The sequence below is a fragment of the Variovorax sp. 01N429 genome, assembly GCF_056399425.1.
This window is the reverse complement of record NZ_JBFTRG010000026.1, coordinates 1-25,914: the sequence shown is the minus strand read 5'-3', so window position 1 is coordinate 25,914 and position 25,914 is coordinate 1. Positions and strand designations below refer to the sequence as shown.

The 25,914-nt window shown below is 62.3% G+C and carries 20 protein-coding genes and 2 tRNA genes; 4 read left to right on the top strand and 18 right to left on the bottom strand.

Annotated elements, in window-relative coordinates:
* Positions 1-132 precede the first annotated feature (132 nt).
* On the bottom strand, positions 133-1,203 hold the full coding sequence (locus AC1DSF_RS28605; RefSeq protein ID WP_478128729.1) for a glycosyltransferase: 1,071 nt from the start codon (positions 1,201-1,203) through the stop codon (positions 133-135).
* 338 nt (positions 1,204-1,541) lie between these two features.
* Here AC1DSF_RS28605 and AC1DSF_RS28600 point away from each other — a divergent pair, with 338 nt between their 5' ends.
* The 4 genes from AC1DSF_RS28600 to AC1DSF_RS28585 are packed head-to-tail and all read left to right on the top strand — an operon-like array spanning position 1,542 to position 6,488.
* Entirely contained in the window at positions 1,542-2,360 is an 819-nt protein-coding gene (locus AC1DSF_RS28600; RefSeq protein ID WP_478128728.1) for a shikimate dehydrogenase family protein, read from the top strand.
* A gap of 39 nt (positions 2,361-2,399) precedes the next feature.
* The gene (locus tag AC1DSF_RS28595; protein ID WP_478128727.1) at positions 2,400-3,407 is read left to right on the top strand and encodes a tripartite tricarboxylate transporter substrate binding protein; all 1,008 of its coding nucleotides are present in this window, start codon (positions 2,400-2,402) and stop codon (positions 3,405-3,407) included.
* Positions 3,408-3,414: 7 nt separating this feature from the next.
* A complete protein-coding gene (locus AC1DSF_RS28590; protein WP_478128726.1) occupies positions 3,415-4,812 on the top strand; it encodes an FAD-dependent oxidoreductase in 1,398 nt (465 codons plus the stop codon).
* Positions 4,812-6,488, top strand: a complete 1,677-nt coding sequence (locus AC1DSF_RS28585; protein WP_478128725.1) for an FAD-dependent oxidoreductase — start codon at positions 4,812-4,814, stop codon at positions 6,486-6,488. Before AC1DSF_RS28590 ends, AC1DSF_RS28585 begins: the two co-directional genes overlap by 1 nt.
* Here AC1DSF_RS28585 and AC1DSF_RS28580 read toward each other — a convergent pair.
* The 17 genes from AC1DSF_RS28580 to AC1DSF_RS28500 form a co-directional block, all read right to left on the bottom strand.
* Entirely contained in the window at positions 6,485-7,276 is a 792-nt protein-coding gene (locus AC1DSF_RS28580; RefSeq protein WP_478128724.1) for a GntR family transcriptional regulator, read from the bottom strand. The two genes, AC1DSF_RS28585 and AC1DSF_RS28580, sit on opposite strands and share 4 nt — an antisense overlap.
* Positions 7,277-7,588: 312 nt before the next feature.
* Positions 7,589-7,664, bottom strand: a tRNA-Phe gene (locus tag AC1DSF_RS28575).
* Positions 7,665-7,682: 18 nt separating this feature from the next.
* A complete protein-coding gene (locus AC1DSF_RS28570) occupies positions 7,683-8,378 on the bottom strand; it encodes a response regulator (RefSeq protein ID WP_478105071.1) in 696 nt (231 codons plus the stop codon).
* Positions 8,379-8,458: 80 nt separating this feature from the next.
* Entirely contained in the window at positions 8,459-10,783 is a 2,325-nt protein-coding gene (locus AC1DSF_RS28565; protein ID WP_478128723.1) for a sensor histidine kinase, read from the bottom strand.
* On the bottom strand, positions 10,780-11,361 hold the full coding sequence (locus tag AC1DSF_RS28560; protein WP_478183916.1) for a DUF4390 domain-containing protein: 582 nt from the start codon (positions 11,359-11,361) through the stop codon (positions 10,780-10,782). The genes AC1DSF_RS28565 and AC1DSF_RS28560 overlap by 4 nt, the downstream gene beginning before the upstream one ends.
* Before the next feature lie 28 nt (positions 11,362-11,389).
* On the bottom strand, positions 11,390-12,739 hold the full coding sequence (gene rsmB, locus AC1DSF_RS28555; RefSeq protein ID WP_478128721.1) for a 16S rRNA (cytosine(967)-C(5))-methyltransferase RsmB: 1,350 nt from the start codon (positions 12,737-12,739) through the stop codon (positions 11,390-11,392).
* Between the two features lie 53 nt (positions 12,740-12,792).
* Positions 12,793-13,383, bottom strand: coding sequence for a LemA family protein (locus AC1DSF_RS28550; RefSeq protein WP_478128720.1), 591 nt, complete (start codon positions 13,381-13,383; stop codon positions 12,793-12,795).
* Between the two features lie 95 nt (positions 13,384-13,478).
* On the bottom strand, positions 13,479-17,717 hold the full coding sequence (gene rpoC, locus AC1DSF_RS28545) for a DNA-directed RNA polymerase subunit beta' (RefSeq protein WP_478183905.1): 4,239 nt from the start codon (positions 17,715-17,717) through the stop codon (positions 13,479-13,481).
* Positions 17,718-17,737: 20 nt separating this feature from the next.
* On the bottom strand, positions 17,738-21,862 hold the full coding sequence (gene rpoB / locus AC1DSF_RS28540; protein WP_478128718.1) for a DNA-directed RNA polymerase subunit beta: 4,125 nt from the start codon (positions 21,860-21,862) through the stop codon (positions 17,738-17,740).
* A 249-nt stretch (positions 21,863-22,111) separates the two neighbouring features.
* The gene (rplL, locus tag AC1DSF_RS28535; RefSeq protein WP_478128717.1) at positions 22,112-22,486 is read right to left on the bottom strand and encodes a 50S ribosomal protein L7/L12; all 375 of its coding nucleotides are present in this window, start codon (positions 22,484-22,486) and stop codon (positions 22,112-22,114) included.
* Positions 22,487-22,529: 43 nt separating this feature from the next.
* Positions 22,530-23,060, bottom strand: a complete 531-nt coding sequence (rplJ, locus tag AC1DSF_RS28530) for a 50S ribosomal protein L10 (protein ID WP_478128716.1) — start codon at positions 23,058-23,060, stop codon at positions 22,530-22,532.
* A gap of 248 nt (positions 23,061-23,308) precedes the next feature.
* The gene (gene rplA, locus AC1DSF_RS28525) at positions 23,309-24,007 is read right to left on the bottom strand and encodes a 50S ribosomal protein L1 (protein WP_478128715.1); all 699 of its coding nucleotides are present in this window, start codon (positions 24,005-24,007) and stop codon (positions 23,309-23,311) included.
* Positions 24,008-24,439 carry a 50S ribosomal protein L11 gene (gene rplK, locus AC1DSF_RS28520; protein ID WP_478128714.1) on the bottom strand — a complete coding sequence of 144 codons (432 nt, stop codon included), beginning with the start codon at positions 24,437-24,439 and terminating at the stop codon, positions 24,008-24,010. It abuts the gene before it with no gap.
* A 147-nt stretch (positions 24,440-24,586) separates the two neighbouring features.
* Positions 24,587-25,183 carry a transcription termination/antitermination protein NusG gene (nusG, locus tag AC1DSF_RS28515; RefSeq protein WP_478128713.1) on the bottom strand — a complete coding sequence of 199 codons (597 nt, stop codon included), beginning with the start codon at positions 25,181-25,183 and terminating at the stop codon, positions 24,587-24,589.
* On the bottom strand, positions 25,184-25,567 hold the full coding sequence (gene secE, locus AC1DSF_RS28510; RefSeq protein ID WP_478128712.1) for a preprotein translocase subunit SecE: 384 nt from the start codon (positions 25,565-25,567) through the stop codon (positions 25,184-25,186). It abuts the gene before it with no gap.
* A gap of 100 nt (positions 25,568-25,667) precedes the next feature.
* A tRNA-Trp gene (locus AC1DSF_RS28505) sits at positions 25,668-25,743 on the bottom strand.
* 14 nt (positions 25,744-25,757) lie between these two features.
* The coding region (locus AC1DSF_RS28500; protein ID WP_478183915.1) for an EF-Tu C-terminal domain-related protein at positions 25,758-25,914 on the bottom strand (157 nt) is incomplete at its 5' end.

Here is a 25,914-nt window from a genome sequence, read left to right as displayed (position 1 = left end):
GCGCTTTGCCTCTATTGGCAAATGCGCCGCTTCCGCAAGCAAAAGTGGTGCCTACAGCGCGCAAAGATGGTGCCGAATGGTCCAAATCACTGCACGTCGCACCGAATCGGCCCGATCTATCGGGGCGAACGTTCAGACCGCTGTACGTTCGATCGCGTCCCTGATCCGCTGGAACACCCTCGGGCTGCTGAAGTTCTGCACTGAGTCGCGAACCGCATCGGCAGTAGGGAGCAAGGAGCGGTCGCTGGCGACCCGCTGTATGAGATCGCTCAATGCCTCCACATCGCCCACGGCAAACAGCCATCCGTTCTCGCCGGGACGGATGATGTCGCTCGGCCCGGACGGGCAATCGCTGCTGATGCACGGAATGCCGCGCGCCATCGCCTCGATCAAGACCAACGGAAAGCCTTCATAGGACGAGCAGAGGACGAGGGCATCCGCCTCTTGGATGGAATGCCAGGGCTCCTCTTGGCGGCCGAGCCAATTCAGTCGATCCGCGATGCCCAACTCCTCAGCCAGGGATTGAAGCTCCGCCAACTCCGTTTCCGGACTGCCCGAGCCGATCAGGTCCAGTCGCCAGTCCGCTTGCACCCGAGCGAGCGCGCGCAAGAGGTCGTCAGTGCACTTTTGGTCGCCGCGCATGAGCCGCCCGACGTGCAGCAGGCGCAACGGACCCTGCTCTGACCGGGGAATCGGCACAACCGATTCCATACGCGTGCCGTTGTAGACGAGGTGCACAGCTTCGGGTCGAACACCTGGCACAAGCTTGGTTGCATCGGCGATTTGCGGACTGATGCAGAGGTGCCCGTCTGCAAACCTGAGAAGGTCGGTTCGCTGCCGATGGACCGTTGAAAAATGCAGCCACGCCAAAACCGGACGTTTGAGGCGCGCAAGCCACAGCCCCAATTTGACGAGCAGAAGCGTGGAGCTGTAGATGACGACGACAGCGTCCGGCAGCTGCGTCTTGCAGGTACGAACAAAGGCCGGCAGGCCCCGCAGCATCTGGGTCTTCAACGAGGTCGAACCGTTTTCGACTTCCGTATAGGCGATCCCTTCATGCCATTTGGGATCTCGAACACTGGGACACAACGCGAGCACGCGAACGCGGTCGCCGTGCGCCTGCGCTTCCTCCGCCAGGGACCGGACACACACTTCGATGCCCCCCAAGCCTGACAGGGTACCGACGACAACGAGAATTTCCATAGATGTAGGTGACCCGCATGCGGTTCATCGCCCGCTAACCTAGGGTGCGGGACGTAAGGCAAACGTCGGACACCAAGGCGGTGCCGTGTCAGCCAATTCATCGGCGAGCCATGATTCGATACATGTAGAAACGGCCTGGAACACCGGGCGCGGCCTGGACCCAGGCGATTCCCTCAGGTCTTTCAATGCCAAAGGCTGGGGTATCCGGCCTTGCGAAGTTCGGGCGTGACGCGCTCCCAGCGCCAGGCACCCTGATACGCGCCATGCACGAGGCTCCGCATCAATGAATCCACCGATGCTTTGCGAATCATCGATGATAGTGATAGCATCGATTAATTATGGCGAATCAACAGAATCACCATGAGGTCTGCCCTGTCGACGCACAGACCCAGTTCGTATGGATCGTCGGGCACCCCATCGATCAGGTGAAGGCGCCTCAACTTATGAATCCGCACTACATGGCAGCGGGCGACAACGTCCTCGTTTTGCCAGCTCGAGTCAGGCCCGATGACCTCCGGAAAGTCTTCGAAGGCGCCCAACAGCTCGGCAATCTGCGCGGATGGATCGTCACGGTTCCGCACAAGATTGCGCTGGCGTCCTGGATGGACGAGCTTTCGGTGGCCGCGCGCGTCGCCGGCGCCGTGAACGCCATTCGCTTTCGCAACGGCAAGGCCTGTGGCGATCTCTTCGATGGCTACGGCTTCGTGTCCGGTCTCGGTGCGCGGGGCTTCGAGATTGCCGGTTGCTCGGCACTGGTACTGGGCGCAGGTGGCGTCGGCTCTGCCATTGCGCTCGCGCTCTCGGAAGCGGGCGCCGCACGCGTGTCCGTCTCCGACATCGATGTCTCGCGCGCGCAACGGCTTGCATCGCGTCTCTGCGAACTCGGCCCAGCGGGCACGCGCTTCGATGCCGGAAGGGCTACATCGACCTCTGGGTTTCAGCTGGTCGTCAACGCCAGCCCTGTCGGAATGGCCGGCGACCCGCGTCTTCCTATCGACCCCGGGTTGCTGCGTAGCTCGCATGTTGTCGCCGAGGTCGTCATGACCCCGGAACTCACGCCGCTCCTGCTTGCCGCGCGCAGCTTGGGCTGCGAAATCCATCCGGGCAAGCAGGTGCTGGAGGGCCAGCTTCAGAAGCTGCTCGATTTCTTTCGCTGATGCGGAACCGCCCCATCTCAAGCATATTGGAGACATCGCATGACAACCATCGCCCCTGAACTTTCCAACACGTCCGAGCGCGAATGGTTTCCGCGAAGGCGGGCGTTCCTGGCTGCCGCGGGCCTTGCCGGCCTCGCCCCGCTCGCCGGCGCCGAACAGGCCTATCCTTCGCGACCCGTCACGATCGTCGTGGGATTCGCGGCCGGCGGCATCGCCGATTCGCTCGCCCGGATCTCGGCCCCGCTGCTTGCGGCGCAGCTCAAGCAGAGCGTCATCATCGACAACCGGGCAGGTGCCGGCGGCACCATCGCCGCAGCGTTGGTCGCGAGGGCGCCCAAAGACGGGTACACATTGCTCATGGCCTCCAACGGGCACGCCATCAACGCCACGATGATGAAGCCCTTGCCCTTTGACGCGATCGCGGATTTCGCCGCAGTCGGCGGCGTCGCGGCGACGCCGCTTGTCGCGGTCGTGCGCTCGGATTCCCCCTATAAGACGTTCGCCGACGTCATCGCCGCAGCCAAGTCCAAACCCATCCCGTACGGATCGGGCGGCGCAGGCACGTTGACGCATCTGTTGCCGGAGCTCGTCGCATCGAACACCGGCGCAAACTTCACCCATGTGCCCTATCGCGGCACGGGTCCCGCCATCATCGACCTGATGGGGGGTCAGATCGAGTTCGTCATGGACCTGGTGCAGACGGCGCTCCCGCAAGTCCAGAGCGGGAAGCTGCGCGCCCTCGCGGTCAGCAGCCGGCAGCGCTCGCCGCAATTGCCCGACGTGCCCACCTTGGCAGAGACGGCGATGCCCGGCCTCGACGCCCAGGGATGGTATGGGCTGCTCGCCCCGGCGGGCACGCCCGTAGCGATACTGGACAAGCTCAACGCCGCGCTCAACAAGGCGCTCGGCGATCCGGCCGTCGTCGCGCGCATGACCGGCCTGGGCTCAACACCCATTGCGGGCTCGCGAGATGCATTCATGACGCTGCTGCGCTCCGAGGTCAAGCGATGGGGCGACATCGTCATCGCCAAGAAGATTACCGTCTGAGATGCCCATGCTTGATATCACCCGTGAAATCGAATGCGACGTTCTGGTCATCGGCGGCGGCAGCGCGGGCATCGCGGCGGCGATCAGCGCCGCACGCAATGGCGCGAAGACACTGCTCGTCGAGGCATCGCCCATGGTCGGTGGAGAACTCGTCAGCGGCATTTCCATGCTGGGGATGATTTCCACGCGCGGTGAGTGGATCGTGGGCGGCATTGCGCGCGATCTGCTGCGCGAAGTCGAGGAGCTTGGCGGCTACATCGGCCCGGTGTTCGACTACCGCTCGCTGCATCTGGTGTGCTTCGACCCGGAACTGATGAAGTTCGCGGTGGTCGGCCTCTTGGGCAAGGCTGGTGTCGAAGTCATGCTCTACACGCTGGCGACAGGCGTTCTATCGGCCGGCGGGGATGTGCGTGGTGTCTTCGTCCAGAACAAATCCGGTCGCCACCTGGTGCGTGCCAAGGTCATCATCGACGCCAGTGGCGACGCGGATCTGGTGGACGCCGCCGGCGGCAAGACCGAACTCGGCAAGGATGGCCGCTTCTTTCAGCCGCCCTCCCTGATCTTTCGCATGACCGGCGTGGACACGCCTCGCCTGCTGGAGAATGTCCGGACCCATCCCGAAGAATACGGACTCGCGGAGTTTCCCGGCATGGGGATGTCGCGCGAACAATGCGCCGAAGGACTCTGGAAGCAGGGCCAGCCGAAAGTGGTCCTTCTCGGGGAGCGCGGCATTCTCAAGCGCGCAGTGGAAGCCGGAGAGATGTTTCCCACATCGATCGTCGCCGTCGTGCCGGTCTCCACGGCGCGCCGGGAAGTCAGCATCAACTGCACGCAGATCGGCAATGTGGACGCCACCGACACGCGCCACCTGAGTGCAGCAGTGCCCACCTTCTTCGGCCAGATCCAGCAATCGATGCGCTTCCTCAAGGAGCGCGTGCCCGGCTTCGAGGACGCGCACTTCTCGGGCGTCGCTGGCAAGATCGGTGTGCGCGAGACGCGTCGCATTGTGGGGGACTACATCCTCGACGAGGAAGACGTGCTGGGCGCACGCAAGCGCGATGACGTGGTGGCCAAGGGCGGCCATGAGATCGACCTGTTCGCGGTGTCGTCTCATCGCCGCCAGACCATCAAGGACGGCGGCTCCTACGACCTGCCCCTGTCCGTCGCCATTGCGAAGGGTGTGCGCAACCTCTTCGTGGTCGGCCGCTGCCTGTCCGCCACGCGCGAGGCGCAAAGCTCGGCGCGTGTGATGGGGACCTGCATGGCGATGGGCCAGGCGGCAGGGGCTGCTGCCGCGATGTGTTCGGCCGATGGGCACTGGGGCGGCGACGTCCGCGAGGTCTCCATTCCCGAGTTGCAACGCCGCCTGCGCGAGCAAGGCGCCATCCTCCAGAGCGAAGCCTGATGGCTCAGGCGCCAGACTTCGACGTCCTGGTTGTCGGCGCAGGCGCAGCCGGCATGACGGCCGCGCTGTCTGCCTCGTCCCGCGGCCTCAGCGTGCTGCTGGTCGAATCGACCAACCAGGTGGGCGGCACGAGCGCGACCTCGGCGGGCACGCTGTGGATTCCCTGCGCCTCGCCCCAAGACGCCGATGACAATTGCCGCGGAACGGCGCGTGCCTACCTGGAGGCCAGCATCGGGCCGGGGGCCGACAGCGCGAAGATCGAAGCGTTGCTCGAGTCGGCGCCCGAGCTTCTGCGGTTCCTGCGCGAAGAGACAGCGGTGCGCCTTGATCCCGTGGCACGGCATCCAGACTATCTTCAGGCTTTGCCCGGCGCCACGCTCGGCGGTCGGGCGTTCGCGCCGTCCACGTTCGACGGGCGGCGTCTCGGTCGCGACTTTGCACGTGTGCGCCCGCCCCTGCCGGAGTTCATGGTGCTGGGTGGAATGATGGTCGCCAAGGCCGACATCCCGATCCTTCTGAACGCCATGCGAGAGCCGCGCGCTTTTCTCGGCGCCGCGCAACTGGTCGCGCGCCATGCGAGGGACCGGCTCACGCGGCCTCGCGGCACCCGGCTGGTCATGGGCAATGCGCTTGTCGCCCAACTCTTCAGCAGCCTGCTGCACTCCAACGTCAAGATCGCATTCGACACTCGGGTCGCGCGCATGGCGCGGACAGCATCGGGATTCGACTGCGTAATGGCCGGCCCGCAGGGTGAACAGCGGGTTCGGATCGGAAAAGCCGTGGTGCTGGCGACCGGAGGCTTCTCGGGCAACGTAGCGATGCGGCAGCGCTGGTTGCCCGCCCTTGCCCGCGACCACAGCGTCGCACACGCAGGCGACGCCGGCGGGGGCATCGACCTGGGACTTTCACTCGGCGGCGCGGTGGAGGACGATCATGTACCGCCCGCGTTCTGGATGCCCGTCTCGACGATGAAGCGCGCGGATGGCAGCGTGGCGACGTTCCCGCACATCATGCTGGACCGGGCCAAGCCCGGGCTTCTCGCAGTGGACGCGACCGGCAACCGCTTCGCCAATGAAGCCGACGCCTACCACCACTTCTGCGAAGGGATGCTCGAATCGAATCGCCGCACGGGCAGCAAGCGATTTTTCCTGATTGCTGACGCCGCATTTGTCAGCAGCTATGGCATCGGCATGGCTCGCCCAGGCCTGAAGTCGCTGCGGCGGTTTGTGCAGGCCGGCTACCTTACGCAGGCCGATTCGCCAGCCCAACTCGCAGAGCGCCTCCATCTCGAAGCCGGCGCCCTCGAGCGCACGCTGACCAGATACAACGAACTCGCCGCGCGCGGCGTGGATCTTGACTTTCATCGTGGCGAGTCGGCGCTCAACCGGCACAACGGCGATCCGCTCCACGGGCCGAATCCGTGCATGCGCGTGCTCGACACGCGCTCGTTGCATGCGGTCGAGATTCATGTCGCCGATTTGGGCACGAGCGTGGGCCTCCGAGCAGACGAAGACGCACGCGTCCTGGACGCTGGAGGGCAACCGGTGCCGGGCCTCTATGCCTGCGGCAACGACATGGCGTCCATGATGCGAGGAGCCTATCCAGGTCCGGGAGCGACGCTGGGTCCCGGAATGACCTTCGCGTGGCGCGCCGCGCGCCACATGGCGAACCGCTAGGGCCTCGCCCGGGTCCGCGTCTTTGCCGCCGGCGCAGGCGCGCCGCCCATCACGGCGATCAGTTGCTGATGCGTGCGGTCGATGTGTTCGAGCGCAAGCTTCTCCGCCAGCTTGGCGTTGCGACCCAGGCACGCGTCCAGCAGGGCCAGATGCTCGCCCTCGGCACGGCGCGAATAGGCCCCATCCTTCGTGAGCTGCAGGCGATAGCGGTCTTGCAAGTCCATGAGCGTGCTGCAAAAGTGCATGAGCATGGGCATGCCGCAGCCGGAGAGCACAGCCAGATGGAATTTGCGATGGGCGCTTTCCCATTCGGCCGCCGAAGTCGGCCCAGGTTTTGCCGCAACGCGCTTGCCGAGCATGTGCGCAGCCGCCGCCACGCGCTCTTCCCAGTCGTCGTCGCCATGCAAGACCGATTCCCGAATCGCGACAGGCTCGCAGAGCTTTCTGATGGTGACTATCTCCCCGAGGTTGGCGCGCGACATTTCGCTGACGCGGAACCCACGCTTGGCCTCGAAGCGCACGAAGCCTTCCGCCGTGAGCCGGGACAGCGCCTCCCGCAGGGGGCTCAAGCTCACGTCGTATCTGCCTTTCATCTCATCGAGGTTCAGACGCGAGCCAGCGGGGTTGTCTCCTCGAAGGATGCCGATACGGATCTGTCGGGCCAACCGATCGGACAACAAGTCTTCCGATTCCCCTTCCACGATCGTCCGCACGGGCGGATCCACGAGCGAGGGTTGGCCCGCTGCCTGGGCCGATGTGTTGGTAGAACGCTTCTCGATGGATGCCATGGTGGCGATCATAGGCCGGCAGTCATGGATGCCGGATCAGGACTTCGCGCTCCGGCTGACGGCCCCGTCCGCTACGGCAGACGCGAGGAAGTCCCGCGCCGCGACGCAACCGGCGGGTAGCAGTTTCTCCTGCCTCACCGAGGCGCGATGGACTTAGCGTTAGCCATACAGTCCTGTTCGATAGCCTGTGCTGCCTTTGGCAGGTGCTTTGTTGGCAATTGAAAAAAAAATTGCCAAAAAAAAGCGGCCTCTTTTGGGAGGCCGTTTTCTGTGTGCCTCTTGCTAACCTGTTGAGTTGCAAGGGACGATGACTGGTGGCCTGGGGCGGAATCGAACCACCGACACGCGGATTTTCAATCCGCTGCTCTACCAACTGAGCTACCGGGCCATGGTGTGCAGCCGGCGATTATACAGTGCTGCGGCGGCCTCTCGACAGGTCGACACCGAGTTGCTTCAGCTTTCTGTATAGATGGGTTCGCTCAAGACCTGTCTTTTCTGCCACGCGAGTCATAGAGCCGTTCTCCATCGCGAGATGGAACTCGAAGTAGGCCTTTTCGAAACCGTCACGTGCGTCGCGCAGCGGTCGATCGAGATCGAAGCTCTGCGTGGCTTGCGGGCCCAATTCGGCCGGTGACAACTGAGGTGCGGCGGGTACCAGAGCGCTGTCACCTATGGTTGTGACGACGGCAGAGAAACTGCTCGCCGGCGGCACGACGCTGGCAGCCGCGCGGCGGGCGTTTTCACGGGCCAAGCCCTGCTCCACTGCCTTGAGCAGTTTCTGCAGAGTGATGGGCTTCTCGAGGAACGCGAATGCGCCGATCCGAGTGGCATCGACTGCCGTATCGATCGTGGCGTGCCCGCTCATCATGACGACAGGCATGCTCAGAAGGCCGGCGGCGGACCACTCCTTCAACAGCGTCACGCCGTCGGTGTCAGGCATCCAGATGTCGAGGAGAACGAGATCGGGACGCGCGCGCTGACGCGCTGCACGCGCCTCGGCTGCGTTCTCCGCGAGTTCCACGTTGTGGCCTTCGTCATTGAGAATTTCGAAGAGCAGGTCTCGGATACCCAGCTCGTCGTCGACCACGAGGATGTTTGCCATGTGTGCTTGAGATGTGCGCCGATGTTTGTGTAGTTAGGGGAGTCGTCTCGCTGCCCTTCCGACCGAGCCGTCATGTGCGCTCAGGTGACGGATGACTTCAAGTCCTCGGTGTGAGCAACCGCTCCCTGCGGTCCTCCCGCAAGCGCGAATGATAACGAGACTTGCGCGCCAACCACAGCCCCATCGACCATACGATTGGAAAGTTCGATGCGCGCTCCGTGTTCGTCGGCGATTTTCTTGACGACTGCCAGACCGAGGCCCGTGCCCTTGGACTTGGTCGTGACGTAGGGCTCGAAGGCGCGCTTGAGGATGTGCTCGGCAAAACCCGCGCCGTTGTCCTGTACGGTCAAGCGTACTCTCTGGCCGGATTCGCTAAGCCGAGTGCGGACGACGACCTCGCCCTTGTGCCCCGTCCGCGCGGCGTTGACCTCGGCAGCATCCTGGGCGTTTTGCAACAGGTTGTGAATGACCTGCCGGATCTGCTGTGCGTCCGCACGAATGGGCGGACAACGATCATCCAGTTCAGGGTGCAGGGGGACCGAAGAGCTCTCGGACGGATAGAGATGCAGTACGTCCGCCACCAGTGCATTGAGGTCGACTGCCTTCAGGTCGGCTGCCGGAAGGCGCGCGTAGTCCCGGAACTCGTTGACCAGCCGCTTCATCGCATCGACCTGGTCGACGATGGTCTTGACCGACTTTGTGAGAATCGCCTGCTCAGGAGCCGCGACCTTGCCGGAGAGCTTCATCTCGAGGCGCTCCGCCGAAAGTTGGATGGGGGTGAGCGGATTCTTGATCTCGTGCGCCAGTCGTCGCGCCACCTCGCCCCAGGCTTGCGCACGTTGTGCCGACACGATTTCCGAGATGTCGTCGAACACCAGCAACCTCGTTGCCTCTGGCAATTCCGCTCCGCGCGCCACAATGTTGATGGCGTCTTCCGACATCGCATCGCCTTGCGCGTGAAGCTCGAACGCGTGCTGCCAATGATCGAGACCATGCTGAAGCCGTTCCACGTCGAAGTCGTCGAACTGCTGCTGCACGCTTTGAGCGAATTCGGACAAGCCCGGCACTTCGGACAAGTGCTGGCCTTCGTAAGCTGCCAGTGGCACCCGCAGCACGCGCGTGGCGCCCGGATTGGTGGAGACGATGACTCCGTCGGCATGAAGCACGATCACACCCGACGTCAGGTTATCCAGAATTGTTTGCAGATTCGAGCGGGCGGCATCCAGTTCGCCCATCGTTTTTTCGACCGCCCCCCTCGCATCGGCCAGTTGCTGGGTCATGACGGCGAACGAACGAGTCAGCCCCCCGAGTTCATCCTTGCCCTGCAGTACGGCAGTGGGACGAAGATCCCCCCCGGCCACTTGGCGCACGCCGTCGGCCAAGACGAGAAGGGGCCGCGCAAGCTGATTGCCAAAGAGCACGGCCAACAGCACCGCGCCGAACACCGCGAGAAAGAGCGTGAGCGTGAGCGTGCCGATGTACATCCGGCGCAGGCCTTCACGGGCGAGCGCCCGTTCCTGGTACTCACGGTTGGCCTCTTGCACCGCCAAAGCGTTCGCGACGACTGCCGGCGGAAGAGGCTGCGTGACCTGCAGGAAGCGTGGCTCCGTGTTGAATTCGAAGCCCTGTCTTTGCACCAGAGCAATGGCCCGCACGCTCGCAGGCGGTGGCGCTGCCGCGCCTGGCGCCGGTGCTTCGTCAAGCCCTTCGATGTGCGCGACGGCGCGATCGGCGCGCACCTGCCGCAATTGCTGCTGCGTAGGCCGCTCGGGATTCAGCTGAAAGCGCGACGCGCCTGCACCAGCGACCAATTGGCCATTGCCGGTCCAGAGCACAACGTCGGTGGCTCCCAGCTGGTCGCGGATGCGTTCGAGCACCAGCCCGGCGCCTGCGTCCGAGACGTTGGCGAGCTGCGCGCTGGCCGTCTTTGTCTTGCTCATCAGGTCGTCTGACAGCGAGTCCAGGGTGGCGCGGCCGAGGTTCAGGCCTGCATCAAGAGCGCCCTCCACCTTGACGTCGAACCAGCTCTCGATCGAGCGCGCGACGAACTGATAGGACACCACGTAGACGAGCATGCCCGGCACGACGCCGACCAGCGCAAAGATGGCGGCGAGCTTGATCAGCAGCCGACTGCCGAACTTGCCCTGCCGCAAACGGCTGAGAAGCCTGAACGCCACCCAGCCGATGACGAGGATCAACACCACCGCCACAACCACGTTGATGTAGAAAAGCCGCGCGTAATTGCGCTCGTAGAACGCGCGGTTGTTGGTGGCTTGCGCCAGCAGGAACATCAACACGAGGCCGATGGCGGTCACCATCGCGGCACCGACGCCGATGGCCCATCGGACAGCGCGAGAGCGACGTGCCGCCGGAGACCGGGAGCCGCTGCGCGGTTCGGTGCTCACCGGGCCTTCTCCAGCGGGAGCCGCGTGGTCTTTTCAACGGAGATATCCCAGTCCGACTGGCCGAAAGCGCCAATCTGGAATGGACGCGGCAGCTGCGAAGTGTCCAGGCGAAATCGGAACATGACCGGATGACTCGGCCCGTCACCGATCTCGGAAATGTCGCCCAAGCGCATGCGGCCGACTCGGCGCACGCCCTCGAGGGCTTCCGCGAGAGTCTCGAAGTTCTGGTTCAACGAAACGCCGAAACCTGCGTTGGTGATAGGTACGGGTGACACGTTGAGGCGCCATCGACGGCTGAGCGGCTGATAGGCCAGCCGCATGTATCGGGAAGCTTGTGCCACTTTGAGATCCGTCCAGTACCAGCGTTCCCGGTAGAGTTCCGCCTCTGCCACGAAATAGATCGCGATACCCTTGTCCAGGACCTCTTCGACCAGAGGTGACAGTTCAAACTGCACTTGAGCGGTGAGATACACGCCGTCATCGGCCTCCTCGAGCCGCATCTGGGTCACGGAGGCGCCATGTGTCTCTGCTGCGACCGCTCCCGGAAACCAGGCCAACACCCAGACGAACGCCAGCAGCACGGCCAGCCAGGTCGCGGAATGTTTGTCAGCGCTGCAGCCTCTCGAGCAGGGCGTAGAAGAAACCGTCGTGATCACCCAACGGATTGTCCGGGACGCCACGCGCATTCACCCCGCTTTGGGGGAGCAAATGCCCGGGCGAAGGCAGTAAACGGGCGTCGGTGTTGTGCGCAAGGAACGCCTCAATTTGGTGCGAGCCTTCTTCGCGAAACACCGAACAGGTGCAATACAGCAATCGGCCTCCCGCCCGCACCAGCGGCCAAAGGGCGGCCAACAGCATCGCCTGCTGGAGCGCGAGCTGGCCAATATCGCTTTCCCGCCGCAGCCAGCGCACGTCAGGGTGCCGCCGGACGATGCCTGAAGCAGTGCACGGCGCATCGAGCAGAACGGCATCGAACGGTAAACCGTCCCACCATTCCGCAGGACGAGAGGCGTCAGCAATGACAACTTTCGCGCTCATTCCCAGACGCGAGAGGGTTTGGTCGATTCGGCGGCTGCGGCCCGCGTCCACCTCGAGCGCGGTGACGTCAATCCTGGCCGACGCGCCCAGCTCAAGCAGATGCGCAGTCTTGCCGCCGGGCGCGGCACACGCGTCCAGCACGCGCAATGGCGCCGACCCTTTCTCGAGGCCGTCCAGAAGAAGTGGCGCAGCGATCTGCGCTGCGGCATCCTGTACTGAGCACGCGCCGTCGAGAAAGCCGGGCAGCTGCTGGACCGGTCGGGCGCGTACCAGCTGGATACCGCTGGCACCAACAGGCATCCCGGGCAGGTCTGCTGCCTCCAGCGCGTGCAGATATGTCGCCACATCCGTCTTCAGCAAGTTGACGCGCAGTGTCATGGGCGCTTGCGCGTTGTCCGCGGCCAAGACGCGTTGCCATTCGCGGGGGTGATCTCGCTTCAGCCGCTCGATCCACCAGCGCGGATGATTCCATTGCGCCACGGGCTCGTGTTCGGTAGCCGCCACCAATTCTTCGCGCTCGCGCAAGAACCGTCGAAGACAGGCATTGATGAAGCTTGCCTGGGCCCTGGTGCCTGGATTGCGCTTGGCGGCCTCGACCGCCTGGTCAACCAGCGTGAAGGGTTCATAGGGTGACCGCTCGGGATCCCACGCCAGCGCGAGCGCGGTGCAAAGCAGCGCGTCCGCGGCCGGCGGAGGCGTTCGCTTCGCCAGGTGCCGGCGTAGCGCTTCGGCACGGCCGAGCCACCGCAGCACCTGAAATCCGAGCGCCTGCACGCCTGGCCGCAGGGCGGGCTCTACTCCTTCAAAGGCGGCAGAGCCGGAAACGCCGGCGCGGATCGAAGCCAAGGCCGACGAGGCAAGCTGGAGCTGGCGCCAGAGCGGCGGCGATGCGAAGTTGGAATCTGAAAGATCTGGCAAATGAGGTCAATGGTAATTGGGCTAATGGGCAATGCGTCAGCCGCAGCAGGTGATCAGCGCAGCGGGGCTGCGGCTTTGAGCTGCATGATCCACGCCACCAGGAGAGCTGGAAACTGGGTAATGGCGGCGTTGTACCTGCCGACCGCAAGATTGAACTGGCTGCGAGCCATTTCGGCAGCCGCCGAGGGTTCCGGCCAAGCAATGGGGACGGAGCCTTCGGAAGACTCATCTTTGCCCTCCAGTGTGGCCGGTCGCGACAACGTGCCGTCGGCTTCGAAACTGACCACGGCGTCCGGATACAAGCGCTGCCATGCGCTGACCATCACGTGCATCGCGGTGCTCATTGCGGCAACACTTGCCGGGTCCAAAGGACGAAGGCGAGTGGTCGTCATAAGGGTCGAGAGCTGATTGGCGGCAGCTTGCAGCGACGCACCCGGAGCCGCCTGCACTGCGGAGGGCTCTTCATCCTGGGCGGAGCGGGCGAGGACGAACTCGAGCTGACGAGCCAGCGCCGCGTCAAGAATCGCGTATGCATTCAATGCCGCTGAGCGTAGCCGCATGAGCCGGTTGTAGGCGCCGACGAACCAGAACAGCGCGAGGGCGCCGCCAATCCAGTACGGCAGAGAGTCGGGCAGGCCGTTCATCTAGTCAAGCATGGCGTTGAAGAAAAAGAAAAGCCCCCGATCCGCGAGCGGAAAGGGGGCGTTTGCTACCGGTCATGTCCGGCGATGCTAACCAACTATTCGGTTGCGGCGCCTTCGCTGGCGTCGGCCGTCGTGGTGGCTTCGTCCGCGGCGGCTGCCGAACCGGACAACTCGGCTGCTTCGGCCTCAGCGATCGCGCGACGTTCGGCTTCGTCCATCGCGTCCTTCACCTTGCGTGCCTGGTGGTAAGCCATGCCGGTGCCTGCGGGGATCAGGCGGCCAACGATGACGTTTTCTTTCAGACCGCGCAGTTCGTCGCGCTTGCCCATGATCGCGGCTTCCGTCAGCACGCGCGTTGTTTCCTGGAACGATGCCGCGCTGATGAAGCTGTCGGTCGAGAGCGATGCCTTCGTGATACCGAGCAGCAGGTTGGTGAACGTCGCGGGGATCTTGCCGTCGGCGCGCAGGGCGTCGTTGGTGTTGAGCATCTCGCTACGTTCGACCTGTTCACCGGCGATGTAGTTGGTATCGCCGGGGTTCTCGACCACGACGCGACGCAGCATCTGGCGAACGATCACCTCAATGTGCTTGTCGTTGATCTTCACGCCCTGCAAGCGATACACGTCCTGCACCTCGTCGACGATGTAGCGCGCCAGCTCTTCGGAGCCTAGCAGGCGCAGGATGTCCTGCGGGTCTGCCGGGCCATCGACGATGGACTCGCCCTTGTTCACGACTTGGCCTTCGTGCACGAGGATGTTCTTTTCCTTCGGCACGAGTTCTTCCCAGACCTTGCCTTCCGGGTCGGTGATCTGCAGGCGTACCTTGCCCTTGGTCTCCTTGCCGAACGACACCGTACCAGTCATCTCCGCCAGCATGCCCTTGTCCTTCGGCGAACGCGCCTCGAACAGCTCGGCCACCCGCGGCAGACCGCCGGTGATGTCACGAGTTTTCTGGCCTTCGACCGGAATACGCGCCAGCACTTCGCCGGGGCCCACGTCCTGGCCGTCGCGCACCTGCACCAGGGCGCCAATCGGGAAGCCGATGGTCACCGAGTGATCGGTGCCGGGGATCTTGACCTCGGCGCCGGACGCATCGATCAACTTCACCTGCGGGCGCACGACCTTGGCCGCACCGCGACGCTTCGGATCGATCACCACCAGTGTCGACAGGCCGGTGACTTCGTCCACCTGCTTGGCGACCGTGAGTCCTTCCTCGACGTTCTCGAACTTCGACGTACCGGCGAATTCCGTGATGATGGGGCGCGTCAGCGGATCCCAGTTGGCCAGTACGTGGCCCGCCTTGATCTGCTGATCGGCCTTCACGGCCAGCGTGGCACCGTACGGCACCTTGTGACGCTCGCGCTCACGGCCATGCTCGTCATGGATGACGATCTCGCCCGAACGCGCAATCACGACCAGCTCGCTCTTGCTGTTGGTCACGTAGCGCATGGTGGCATTGAAGCCGATCACGCCGTTGGACTTCGCTTCGACACTCGAGGCAACAGCCGCACGCGATGCCGCACCACCGATATGGAAGGTGCGCATGGTCAGCTGAGTGCCGGGCTCGCCGATCGACTGGGCAGCAATCACGCCGACCGCTTCGCCGTTGTTCACCAGGCCACCGCGGCCCAGGTCGCGGCCATAGCACTTTGCGCACAAGCCGAAGCGTGTCGCGCAGGTCAGCGCCGTGCGAACCTTGACTTCGTCAACGCCTTCGGCTTCGAGCGCCTCGATCACATCTTCGTCGAGCATGTCGCCTGCTTTCGCCAGCACTGCACGCGTTTCCGGGTGCAAGATGTCCTCGGCTGCAGTGCGACCCAGGATGCGCTCGCGCAGGGATTCGATGACCTCACCCCCTTCGACGATCGCGCGCATCACTGCGCCGTCTTGCGTGCCGCAGTCCTGTTCGATGACCACCAGATCCTGGGTGACGTCGACCAGGCGACGTGTCAGGTAGCCGGAGTTCGCGGTCTTCAGCGCAGTGTCAGCCAGGCCCTTACGGGCACCGTGAGTGGAGATGAAGTACTCCAACACGTTCAGGCCTTCACGGAAGTTGGCCGTGATTGGCGTTTCGATGATCGAGCCATCCGGCTTGGCCATCAGACCCCGCATACCTGCGACCTGGCGAATTTGCGCTGCGGAACCGCGCGCGCCCGAGTCGGCCATCATGTAGATGGAGTTGAAGGACTCCTGCTCCACTTCCTTGCCATGGCGATCGAGGACCTTCTCCTTCGACAGCTTGGCCATCATGACCTTCGACACCTCGTCGCCGGCCTTGCCCCAAATGTCGACCACCTTGTTGTAGCGTTCACCCGACGTGACGAGACCGGACACGTATTGCTGCTCGATCTCCTTCACTTCCTTGGCGGAGCGGTCGATGATGCCGTGCTTCTCGGCGGGCACCAGCATGTCGTCGATTGCAATCGAGATGCCTGCCTTGGTCGCCAAGCGGAAGCCGTTCTGCAACAGCTTGTCGGCGAACACGACGGTCTCCTTCAGGCCGCACTTCCGGAACGAAGCATTGATGAGCTTGGAGATTTCCTTCTTCTTCAGTGCCTTGTTGATGTTCGAGAACGCCAAGCCCTTCGGCAGGATCTCGGACAGCAACGCGCGGCCGACCGTCGTGTCGACGAGGGAGGCCGATGGAGTGAATTCGCCCGTGTCCTTGTCCTTCGTGTATTCCGTGATTCGCACGCTGACCTTCGCGGTGAGCTCGACCACATTGGCGTCGAGCGCGCGCTGGACTTCGCCGATGTCCGAGAACATCAGGCCTTCGCCCTTGCCGTTGATGCGATCGCGGGTGGTGTAGTACAGACCCAGCACCACGTCTTGCGATGGCACAATCGACGGTTCGCCGTTGGCGGGGAACAGCACGTTATTGGATGCCAGCATGAGCGTGCGGGCTTCCATCTGCGCTTCCACCGACAGCGGGACGTGGACGGCCATCTGGTCACCGTCGAAGTCGGCGTTGAAGGCCGCGCAAACCAGCGGATGCAGCTGGATTGCCTTGCCTTCGATCAGGATCGGTTCGAAGGCTTGAATGCCCAGGCGGTGCAGCGTCGGTGCGCGGTTCAGCATCACCGGGTGTTCCTTGATCACTTCTTCAAGGATGTCCCACACGACTGGCGTGCCGCTTTCCACTTCCTTCTTCGCCGCCTTGATGGTGGTTGCAATGCCCATGGCTTCGAGGCGCGAGAAGATGAAGGGCTTGAACAGCTCAAGCGCCATCAGCTTCGGCAAGCCGCACTGATGCAGCTTGAGCGTCGGCCCCACCACGATGACCGAACGTCCCGAGTAGTCGACGCGCTTGCCCAGCAAGTTCTGGCGGAAGCGACCGCTCTTGCCCTTGATCATGTCGGCCAGCGACTTGAGTGCACGCTTGTTGGCACCGGTCATGGCCTTGCCGCGGCGGCCGTTGTCCAGAAGCGAATCAACTGCTTCCTGGAGCATCCGCTTTTCGTTGCGCGCGATGATCTCCGGCGCCTTCAGTTCGAGAAGGCGGCGAAGGCGGCTGTTGCGATTGATGACCCGGCGATAGAGGTCATTCAGGTCGGAGGTCGCAAAACGGCCGCCGTCCAGCGGCACCAGCGGACGCAGGTCCGGAGGCAGCACTGGCAGCACGTCGAGAACCATCCACTCGGGCTTGATGCCCGACTTGCGGAAGGCTTCCAGCACCTTGAGGCGCTTGGAGTTCTTCTTGACCTTGACTTCGGAACCCGTCAGGTCGCCGCGCAGCTTCTCGATCTCGCTGTCGAGTTCGATGCCCATCAGCAGATCCTTGATGCCTTCTGCGCCCATCTTGGCGATGAATTCGTCGCCGTATTCCTTGCGCTTCGCGTCATAGTCGTCCTCGGACATGATCCCGAACTTCTTGAGCGGGGTCATGCCAGGATCGGTGATCACGTAAGCTTCGAAGTACAGCACGCGTTCGATGTCGCGCAGGGTCATGTCCAGCACCAAGCCCAGACGCGACGGCAACGACTTCAGGAACCAGATGTGAGCACAGGGAGCGGCCAGGTCGATGTGACCCATGCGCTCGCGCCGCACCTTGGTCTGGGTGACTTCAACGCCGCACTTCTCGCAGATCACGCCGCGGTGCTTCAGGCGCTTGTACTTGCCGCACAGGCACTCGTAATCCTTGATCGGACCGAAGATCTTCGCGCAAAAAAGGCCATCGCGCTCAGGCTTGAAGGTCCGGTAATTGATCGTCTCGGGCTTCTTCACTTCGCCGAAAGACCACGAGYGGATCTTCTCGGGCGAGGCCATGCCGATCTTGATGGCATCAAAATGCTCATCCGGAGTGAATTGCTTGAACAGGTCGAGTAGCGATTTCATAAGACTCTTTCCCTTTTCAATTAAGAACGCTCGAGCTCGATGTCGAGCCCCAGTGAACGGATTTCCTTGACCAGCACGTTGAAAGACTCCGGCATGCCGGCTTCGATCGAGTGCTCGCCCTTGACGATGCTTTCGTACACCTTCGTACGGCCTTGCACGTCATCGGACTTCACGGTCAGCATTTCCTGCAGGACGTAGGCAGCGCCGTAAGCTTCCAGCGCCCACACTTCCATTTCGCCGAAACGCTGGCCGCCGAACTGCGCCTTGCCGCCCAGCGGCTGTTGCGTGACGAGCGAGTACGGGCCGGTCGAGCGAGCGTGCATCTTGTCGTCCACCAAATGGTGGAGCTTCAGGAAGTGCATGTACCCAACAGTGACAGGGCGCTCGAACTGGTCGCCGGTACGCCCGTCGTACAGGTAGGCTTGGGTACGGGTCTCTGTCAGGCCCTTGAGCTTGGCGATGTCCTCGGGATAGGCAAGCTTCAACATGCCGCGGATTTCTTCTTCCGAAGCACCGTCGAACACCGGCGTCGCAAAAGGCACGCCCTGCGACAGGTTTTCTGCCATTTCGAGCACGTCGGAATCGCTCAGCTTGCCGAGGTCTTCCTTGCGACCGGAACCGTTGTAGAGCTGGTCCATGAACTTGCGCAGTTCAGCCACCTTGGCCTCAGCCTGCAGCATGTCGCCGATACGCTGTCCGATGCCCTTGCCGGCCCAACCCAGATGCACTTCCAGCACTTGACCCACGTTCATGCGCGAAGGCACGCCCAACGGGTTCAGGCAGATGTCGCATGGCGTACCGTCGGCCATGTGGGGCATGTCTTCGACCGGAACGATCTTCGAGACGACGCCCTTGTTGCCGTGACGGCCAGCCATCTTGTCGCCAGGTTGCAGCCGGCGCTTGACCGCCAAGTAGACCTTGACCATCTTCAGCACGCCCGCGGGCAATTCGTCGCCTTGCGTCAGCTTCTTGCGCTTTTCTTCGAACGCGAGGTCGAAGCTATGGCGCGTCTGCTCGAGCGAGTTCTTGATCGACTCGAGTTGCGCAGCGACTTCGTCTTCCGCCGGGCGAATGTCGAACCAGTGGAACCTTTCGATTGACGACAGATAGGCCTTGTCGAGCTTTGTGCCCTTGGCCAGCTTGTTGGGGCCACCGTTGGCGACCCTGCCCGTCAGGAGCTTCTCGATGCGGTCGAATGCGTCGGCCTCAACAATGCGCAGTTGATCGTTCAGGTCGAGGCGGAAACGCTTCAGCTCGTCGTCGATGATCTGCTGCGCGCGCTTGTCGCGGGTAATGCCTTCGCGCGTGAACACTTGCACGTCGATGACGGTGCCCTGCGAGCCTTGGTCAACGCGCAGCGAGGTGTCCTTCACGTCGGAAGCCTTCTCGCCGAAGATCGCGCGGAGCAGCTTCTCCTCAGGCGTGAGGGTGGTCTCACCCTTGGGGGTGACCTTGCCGACGAGCGTGTCACCTGGCTGCACCTCGGCGCCGACGTAAATGATCCCGGATTCGTCCAGCCGATTGAGCTGCTGCTCGGCGAGGTTCGGAATGTCACGCGTGATTTCCTCTGCACCCAATTTGGTGTCGCGGGCCATCACCACCAGTTCCTCGATATGGATTGAGGTGTAGCGGTCTTCGGCAACCACACGCTCGCTGATCAGGATCGAGTCCTCGAAGTTGTAGCCGTTCCAGGGCATGAAGGCGATCAGCATGTTCTGGCCAAGCGCCAGTTCGCCAAGATCAGTCGACGCGCCGTCAGCCACGACGTCGCCCTTGGCGATCTTGTCGCCGCGCTTGACGATGGGCCGCTGATGGATGTTGGTGTTCTGGTTGGAGCGCTGGTACTTGATCAGGTTGTAGATGTCCACCCCGACTTCGCCGGCCGCCGCTTCAGCGTCGTTCACACGCACTACGATGCGGGTCGCGTCGACGTAGTCGACGGTTCCGCCGCGGGTGGCGGTCACCACGGTGCCCGAATCGACTGCCGAGACGCGCTCGATGCCCGTACCGACGAAAGGCTTTTCGGGGCGCAGCACAGGCACAGCCTGACGCTGCATGTTGGCGCCCATTAGCGCGCGATTCGCATCATCGTGCTCGAGGAATGGCACGAGCGAAGCAGCCACCGAAACGATCTGGGCGGGCGACACGTCCATGTACTGGACGCGTTCGGCGCTCACCAGGATCGACTCGCCAGTCTCGCGAGCTGAAACCAGGTCGCCCGTCAGCTTGCCATCCTTGTCGAGCGCGGCATTGGCCTGAGCGATGACGTACTTGCCTTCTTCGATGGCGGACAGGTAGTCGATCTCGTTCGTGACCTTTCCATCCACCACGCGGCGATACGGGGTCTCGATGAAGCCGTACTCATTCAGGCGAGCGTAAAGAGCCAGCGAGTTGATCAGACCGATGTTCGGCCCCTCAGGCGTTTCGATCGGGCACACGCGGCCATAGTGCGTCACGTGCACGTCGCGCACTTCGAAGCCAGCGCGCTCACGAGTCAGACCGCCCGGGCCGAGGGCCGAGACGCGACGCTTGTGCGTGATCTCGGACAGCGGATTGGTCTGGTCCATGAATTGCGACAGCTGGGACGCACCGAAGAATTCCTTCAGCGCTGCCGAAATCGGCTTGCTGTTGATCAAGTCGTGCGGCATCAACGGTTCTTGTTCCGCTTGGCCGAGACGCTCTTTCACAGCCTTCTCGATACGGGCGAGGCCGGTACGGTACTGGTTCTCGGCCAGTTCGCCGACGCAACGAACACGGCGGTTGCCAAGGTGGTCGATGTCGTCGACTTCCCCACGGCCGTTGCGCAGGTCCACCAGGATCTTGACGACCGCGAGGATGTCCTCGTTGGTCAGGACCATCGGGCCCGTCGATTCGTCGCGGCCGACCTTGGCATTGAATTTCATGCGGCCGACGCGCGACAGGTCGTACGTGTCCGGGTTGTAGAACAGGCGCTGGAAGAGGGCTTGCACCGCATCTTCCGTCGGCGGTTCGCCGGGACGCATCATGCGATAGATGGCCACACGCGCAGCGAACTCATCGACGGTTTCGTCGATACGAAGCGTTTGCGAAATGTAGGCACCTTGGTCGAGTTCGTTCGTGTAGATCGCCTGCACGTCCTGCACGCCGGCGGCGCGCAGCTTCTTGAGCAGCGCTTCGGTCAACTCGTCGTTGGCCTTCGCCAGGATTTCGCCAGAATCGGGGTCCACAATGTTGCGGGCCACGACGCGACCGACCAGGAAGTCTTCCGGCACGCTGATGTGCGTGGTGCCCGATTGCTCGAGTTCACGCGTGTGGCGAGCAGTGACCCGCTTGTCCTTGGCGACCACGACCTTGCCCGACTTGTCAGTGATGTCGAAGCGCGCGACTTCGCCGCGGAGACGTTCGGAGACGAACTCCATCTGCGCGCCGCTGTCCATCAGACGGAAATTGTCGTTCACGAAGAAGTTCGCGAGGATCGACTCCGGGTTCAGGCCGATCGCCTTCAGGAGGATCGTGACTGGCATCTTGCGGCGACGATCGACGCGGAAGTACAGCATGTCCTTCGGATCAAACTCGAAGTCGAGCCAGGAGCCACGGTACGGAATCACCCGAGCCGAGAACAGCAGCTTGCCCGAACTGTGCGTCTTGCCTTTGTCGTGCTCGAAGAACACGCCTGGAGAGCGGTGCAACTGAGAGACGATGACGCGCTCGGTGCCGTTGATGATGAACGAGCCCTTGTCCGTCATGAGCGGCACTTCGCCCATGTAGACCTCTTGTTCCTTGACTTCCTTGACCACCTTCGACTGTGAGGTCGACGACTCACGGTCATAAATGATCAGTTGGACCTTGGCACGAACGGCCGAAGCAAACGTGAGGCCGCGGGTTTGGCATTCGCGCACATCAAACGCAGGCTTCGCGAGGTTGTACTCGAGGAACTTCATCTCGACGAAACCGTTGTGCGAGACGATTGGAAACGCTGCGTCGAACGCAGCCTGCAAACCTTCGACAGTGCGTTTCTGGGGCGGCACTCCGGCTTGCAGAAAAGCGGTGTACGCGTCTTTCTGCATCTGCAGCAAGTAGGGGATTTCGACGACGCTGTCGCGGTTACCGAAATTCTTTCGGATGCGCTTGCGTTCGGTGTAACTGTAAGTGGACGTTTGGGCCATGAGAGCTCCGGAGCTTGAGATCTTCAGCGACTTGTCAGCAATGCTTTCGCATCACTGCTTGGCGGCTGGCCACTACCAGCCGTTGGCGGACAGTGATGCGTTGCACATCACCCGAACCAAGGGGTCTTCTGCAGTCGGGGTCAGAAAACACTCAAAAACCGTGCAACCGCAGCGGCTTTTGGGTGCGCTCTGAAAGCGGCAAAGGCTGGAGGGCCTTCCGGCACACTCCAGCCCTCAAGGGAAGCTGAATTACTTCAGTTCCACCTTCGCACCAGCGTCTTCCAGCTTCTTCTTGGCGGCTTCGGCGTCAGCCTTGGACAGACCTTCCTTGACAGCCTTGGGAGCCGCCTCCACCAGGTCCTTGGCTTCCTTGAGGCCCAGGCCGGTGATTTCGCGAACTGCCTTGATCGCCGAAACCTTATTCGCGCCTGCTTCCATGAGCATGACGTTGAACTCGGTCTTTTCTTCTGCAACGGGAGCAGCGGCGCCGCCACCAGCGGCAGGAGCGGACATTGCCGCGGCGCTCACGCCGAACTTCTCTTCGATGGCCTTAACCAGGTCGTTGAGTTCCAAGACCGTCATGCCGTCGAGCGCGGTCAGAAATGCGTCTTTATCGAATGCCATTTTTGTTTCCTAACAATTGGGTTGAATTATCAAAACGCAAGGCTCAAGCGGCCTGCGCCTCCGCCGGTGCTTCGGCTTGTGCTTCGCCACCACTGCGCTTCTCTGCGAGAGCGGCCAAAACACGGGCCGTGCGCGAGATTGGGGATTGCATCAAGCCCAGCAACTGCGCCAACAACACTTCCTTCGAAGGAATGTTTGCCAGTTGCTTCACGCCGTCGACGTCCAAGGCCTTGCCGCCGAAGGCGCCGCCGCGAATGACCAACTTGTCGTTGGTCTTCGCGAAATCGGCCACCACCTTCGCGGCGGCCACAGCGTCTTCGGAGAAGCCATAGATCAGCGGACCGGTCATCTGGTCGCCGATGATCTCAAATGAGCTACCGGCGACAGCACGGCGTGCCAGAGTGTTTTTCAACACGCTGAGGCTCACGCCCTTGCTGCGCGCGTCGGTGCGCAGTTTGGTCATATCGGCAACCGTGATTCCACGGTATTCCGCCATCACGAGCGTTTGAGCTTTTGCGGCGAGGCTGGTCACATCACTGATGACCGCTTCTTTCTCACTGCGATTCAGACTCAAGGTCTACTCCTTTTAAATGCGCCCCTCGGCTGGAGCCTCAGAACGCGCTTCACGCAGCGACCAACTGTTCCGGAAATGAACTCCATTGCAGCGGGATCGCCATCTGCGCTGGCCGCCACACGAAGTGGAGCGATTAAGTACAGGCATCCCTGCACGCCAGCGGTCTTGGATGGCCCGGGGTTGCGATTGACGCGACTCCGACCCACCACATCGTCCGGCCACCGCAGATCGGCAGCCGAACAAATACATCAGCCCTGGGCGATAGTCTGCGTGTCCACCCGGACACCCACACCCATCGTCGAAGACACCGCCACCTTGCGCAGGTAAACACCCTTGCTGGTCGCCGGCTTGGCCTTGACCAGGGCGTCGATCAGCGCAGCCAAGTTGCCCTGCAGCTTGTCGTTGTCGAACGAACGGCGGCCGATCGTGCCGTGCACGATCCCAGCCTTGTCCACGCGGAACTGGACCTGGCCAGCCTTGGCGTTCTTGACGGCGGTCGCGACGTCGGGCGTCACCGTGCCGACCTTCGGGTTCGGCATCAGGCCGCGCGGGCCGAGGATCTGGCCCAGCGTGCCGACCACGCGCATCGCGTCCGGCGCGGCGATCACGACGTCGAAAGGCATGTCGCCAGCCTTCACCATCGCGGCCAGGTCGTCCATGCCGACGATGTCGGCGCCAGCGGCCTTGGCTTCTTCAGCTTTGGCGCCCTGGGCGAACACGGCCACGCGCTTGGTCTTGCCGGTACCGTTGGGCATCACCACGGCGCCACGCACAACTTGATCAGACTTCTTCGCATCGATGCCGAGCTGCACCGCAACGTCGATGGACTCGTCGAACTTCGCCGTGGCGGCTTCCTTCACGAGACCGAGCGCATCAGCGAGCGGATACAGCTTGCCGCTATCGACCTTACCCTCGAGGGCCTTTTGCTTCTTGGTGATCTTTGCCATTTACACGCCCTCCACATTCACGCCCATCGAGCGAGCCGAACCGGCGATGGTACGAACCGCGGCGTCGAGATCGGCAGCAGTCAGATCCTTCATCTTGGTCTTGGCGATTTCTTCGAGCTGTGCCCGAGTGATTTTTCCGACCTTGTCGGTATGAGGACGTGCAGAACCCTTATCAAGCTTGATCGCCTTCTTGATCAAAGTGACGGCCGGAGGCGTCTTGATGATGAAGGTGAAGCTCTTGTCCGCGAATGCCGTGATGACCACGGGCAACGGCAAGCCTGGCTCGACACTTTGGGTCTGCGCATTGAATGCTTTGCAGAACTCCATGATGTTCAAGCCGCGCTGACCCAAGGCGGGTCCGATTGGCGGCGATGGATTGGCCTTACCAGCTGGCACTTGCAGCTTGATGAAGCCGACGATTTTTTTCGCCATGCTTTTCTCCTTGCGGGTGATAACGCCTAGGCTTCTTTAGCCTTGGCTCCCCGGGGTTAACGACTCTTTGTCCAAGTTTCTTGCCGAGCCGGAGAAGCAAGAAACAAAAATCTCGCGGCCACACGGTGCGGATCGCGCTTGTTTCACTTAGGTTTTTTCGACCTGCGCAAACTCGAGCTCGACTGGCGTGGCACGGCCAAAAATCATGACCGAGACGCGTACCTTGCTCTTCTCGTAGTTGACTTCCTCGACAGTGCCATTGAAGTCAGTGAATGGGCCTTCCTTAACGCGCACGAATTCGCCCACCACGAACTCAACCTTGTGACGCGGCTTTTCAGTGCCCTGCTGCATTTGGCTGACGATGTCTTCGACTTCTTTCTGCGAAATCGGAGCAGGCCTATTCTTTGCGCCGCCAACGAATCCGGTGACCTTGTTGGTGTGCTTCACCAGATGCCAACTTTCATCGTCCATGATCATTTCGACCAAGACGTAGCCTGGAAAGAAGCGTCGTTCCGTCGTGCGCTTCTGACCGTTCTTGATTTCGACTACTTCCTCAGTCGGAACCAGGATTCGGCCGAACTTGTCCTGCATGCCGGCGCGCGCAATGCGCTCGGTGATGTTGCGCTCAACCGCCTTCTCCATGCCTGAATACGCATGAACCACATACCAGCGGAAGTCGGGATTGGCGGCTGGAGCCAGCACAGGCACACCTTCCGGCGCAGCTTCGACCACATCGTCAGTCATTTATTTTCTCCAACCCAGAATGAGATCGAAAAATACCCATTCAAGAGTCTTATCGGTGAGCCACAGGAAGATGGACATGATTGCGACAAAGGCAAACACATAGGCGGTCATCTGGATCGCTTCCTTACGCGTCGGCCAGACCACCTTCTTGACCTCTCGCCACGCATCACGACCGAAGGCCCACAGCTGGCGGCCGCTTTCGGAACTCGCAAAAGCCCCCACAGCGGCAGCAAGACCGATGAGCAAAGCCACCCACTGCACCACCGCGCCCTGTCGAGCCAGCAAGTAGAACGCCACGATGGCGCCCACGGCCAGGACAACGGCCATAGCCAGCTTGGCTTTGTCCGCATTGGTGCTAACCGTTTCGATTTGAGAAGAAGCCATCTTGGGCAATATTCCTGGGCCTTTCAGCCTTCATTCAAAGCGCCATCTGAGACGCCGAAGCCCGTCAGGGCATGACGGGCTTTTAGAGGCCACCCTCAGGTGGCAGGGGCAGTAGGAATCGAACCTACAACCTTCGGTTTTGGAGACCGACGCTCTGCCAATTGAGCTATACCCCTTCGCGATCCTTAAATCAGATGTCGAGGATCTTTGCCACGACGCCCGAGCCGACGGTGCGGCCACCTTCGCGAATTGCGAAGCGCAGGCCCTCTTCCATGGCAATCGGGTTGATCAGCTTCACTGTGATCGACACGTTGTCGCCCGGCATGACCATTTCCTTGATTTCCTTG

Coding starts and splice junctions, on each gene's coding strand:
- AC1DSF_RS28605 (WP_478128729.1), bottom strand. CDS start 1,203: ATGGAAATTCTCGTTGTCGTCGGTACCCTGTCAGGCTTGGGGGGCATC.
- AC1DSF_RS28600 (WP_478128728.1), top strand. CDS start 1,542: ATGGCGAATCAACAGAATCACCATGAGGTCTGCCCTGTCGACGCACAG.
- AC1DSF_RS28595 (WP_478128727.1), top strand. CDS start 2,400: ATGACAACCATCGCCCCTGAACTTTCCAACACGTCCGAGCGCGAATGG.
- AC1DSF_RS28590 (WP_478128726.1), top strand. CDS start 3,415: ATGCTTGATATCACCCGTGAAATCGAATGCGACGTTCTGGTCATCGGC.
- AC1DSF_RS28585 (WP_478128725.1), top strand. CDS start 4,812: ATGGCTCAGGCGCCAGACTTCGACGTCCTGGTTGTCGGCGCAGGCGCA.
- AC1DSF_RS28580 (WP_478128724.1), bottom strand. CDS start 7,276: ATGGCATCCATCGAGAAGCGTTCTACCAACACATCGGCCCAGGCAGCG.
- AC1DSF_RS28570 (WP_478105071.1), bottom strand. CDS start 8,378: ATGGCAAACATCCTCGTGGTCGACGACGAGCTGGGTATCCGAGACCTG.
- AC1DSF_RS28550 (WP_478128720.1), bottom strand. CDS start 13,383: ATGAACGGCCTGCCCGACTCTCTGCCGTACTGGATTGGCGGCGCCCTC.
- rpoB (WP_478128718.1), bottom strand. CDS start 21,862: ATGGCCCAAACGTCCACTTACAGTTACACCGAACGCAAGCGCATCCGA.
- rplL (WP_478128717.1), bottom strand. CDS start 22,486: ATGGCATTCGATAAAGACGCATTTCTGACCGCGCTCGACGGCATGACG.
- rplA (WP_478128715.1), bottom strand. CDS start 24,007: ATGGCAAAGATCACCAAGAAGCAAAAGGCCCTCGAGGGTAAGGTCGAT.
- rplK (WP_478128714.1), bottom strand. CDS start 24,439: ATGGCGAAAAAAATCGTCGGCTTCATCAAGCTGCAAGTGCCAGCTGGT.
- nusG (WP_478128713.1), bottom strand. CDS start 25,183: ATGACTGACGATGTGGTCGAAGCTGCGCCGGAAGGTGTGCCTGTGCTG.
- secE (WP_478128712.1), bottom strand. CDS start 25,567: ATGGCTTCTTCTCAAATCGAAACGGTTAGCACCAATGCGGACAAAGCC.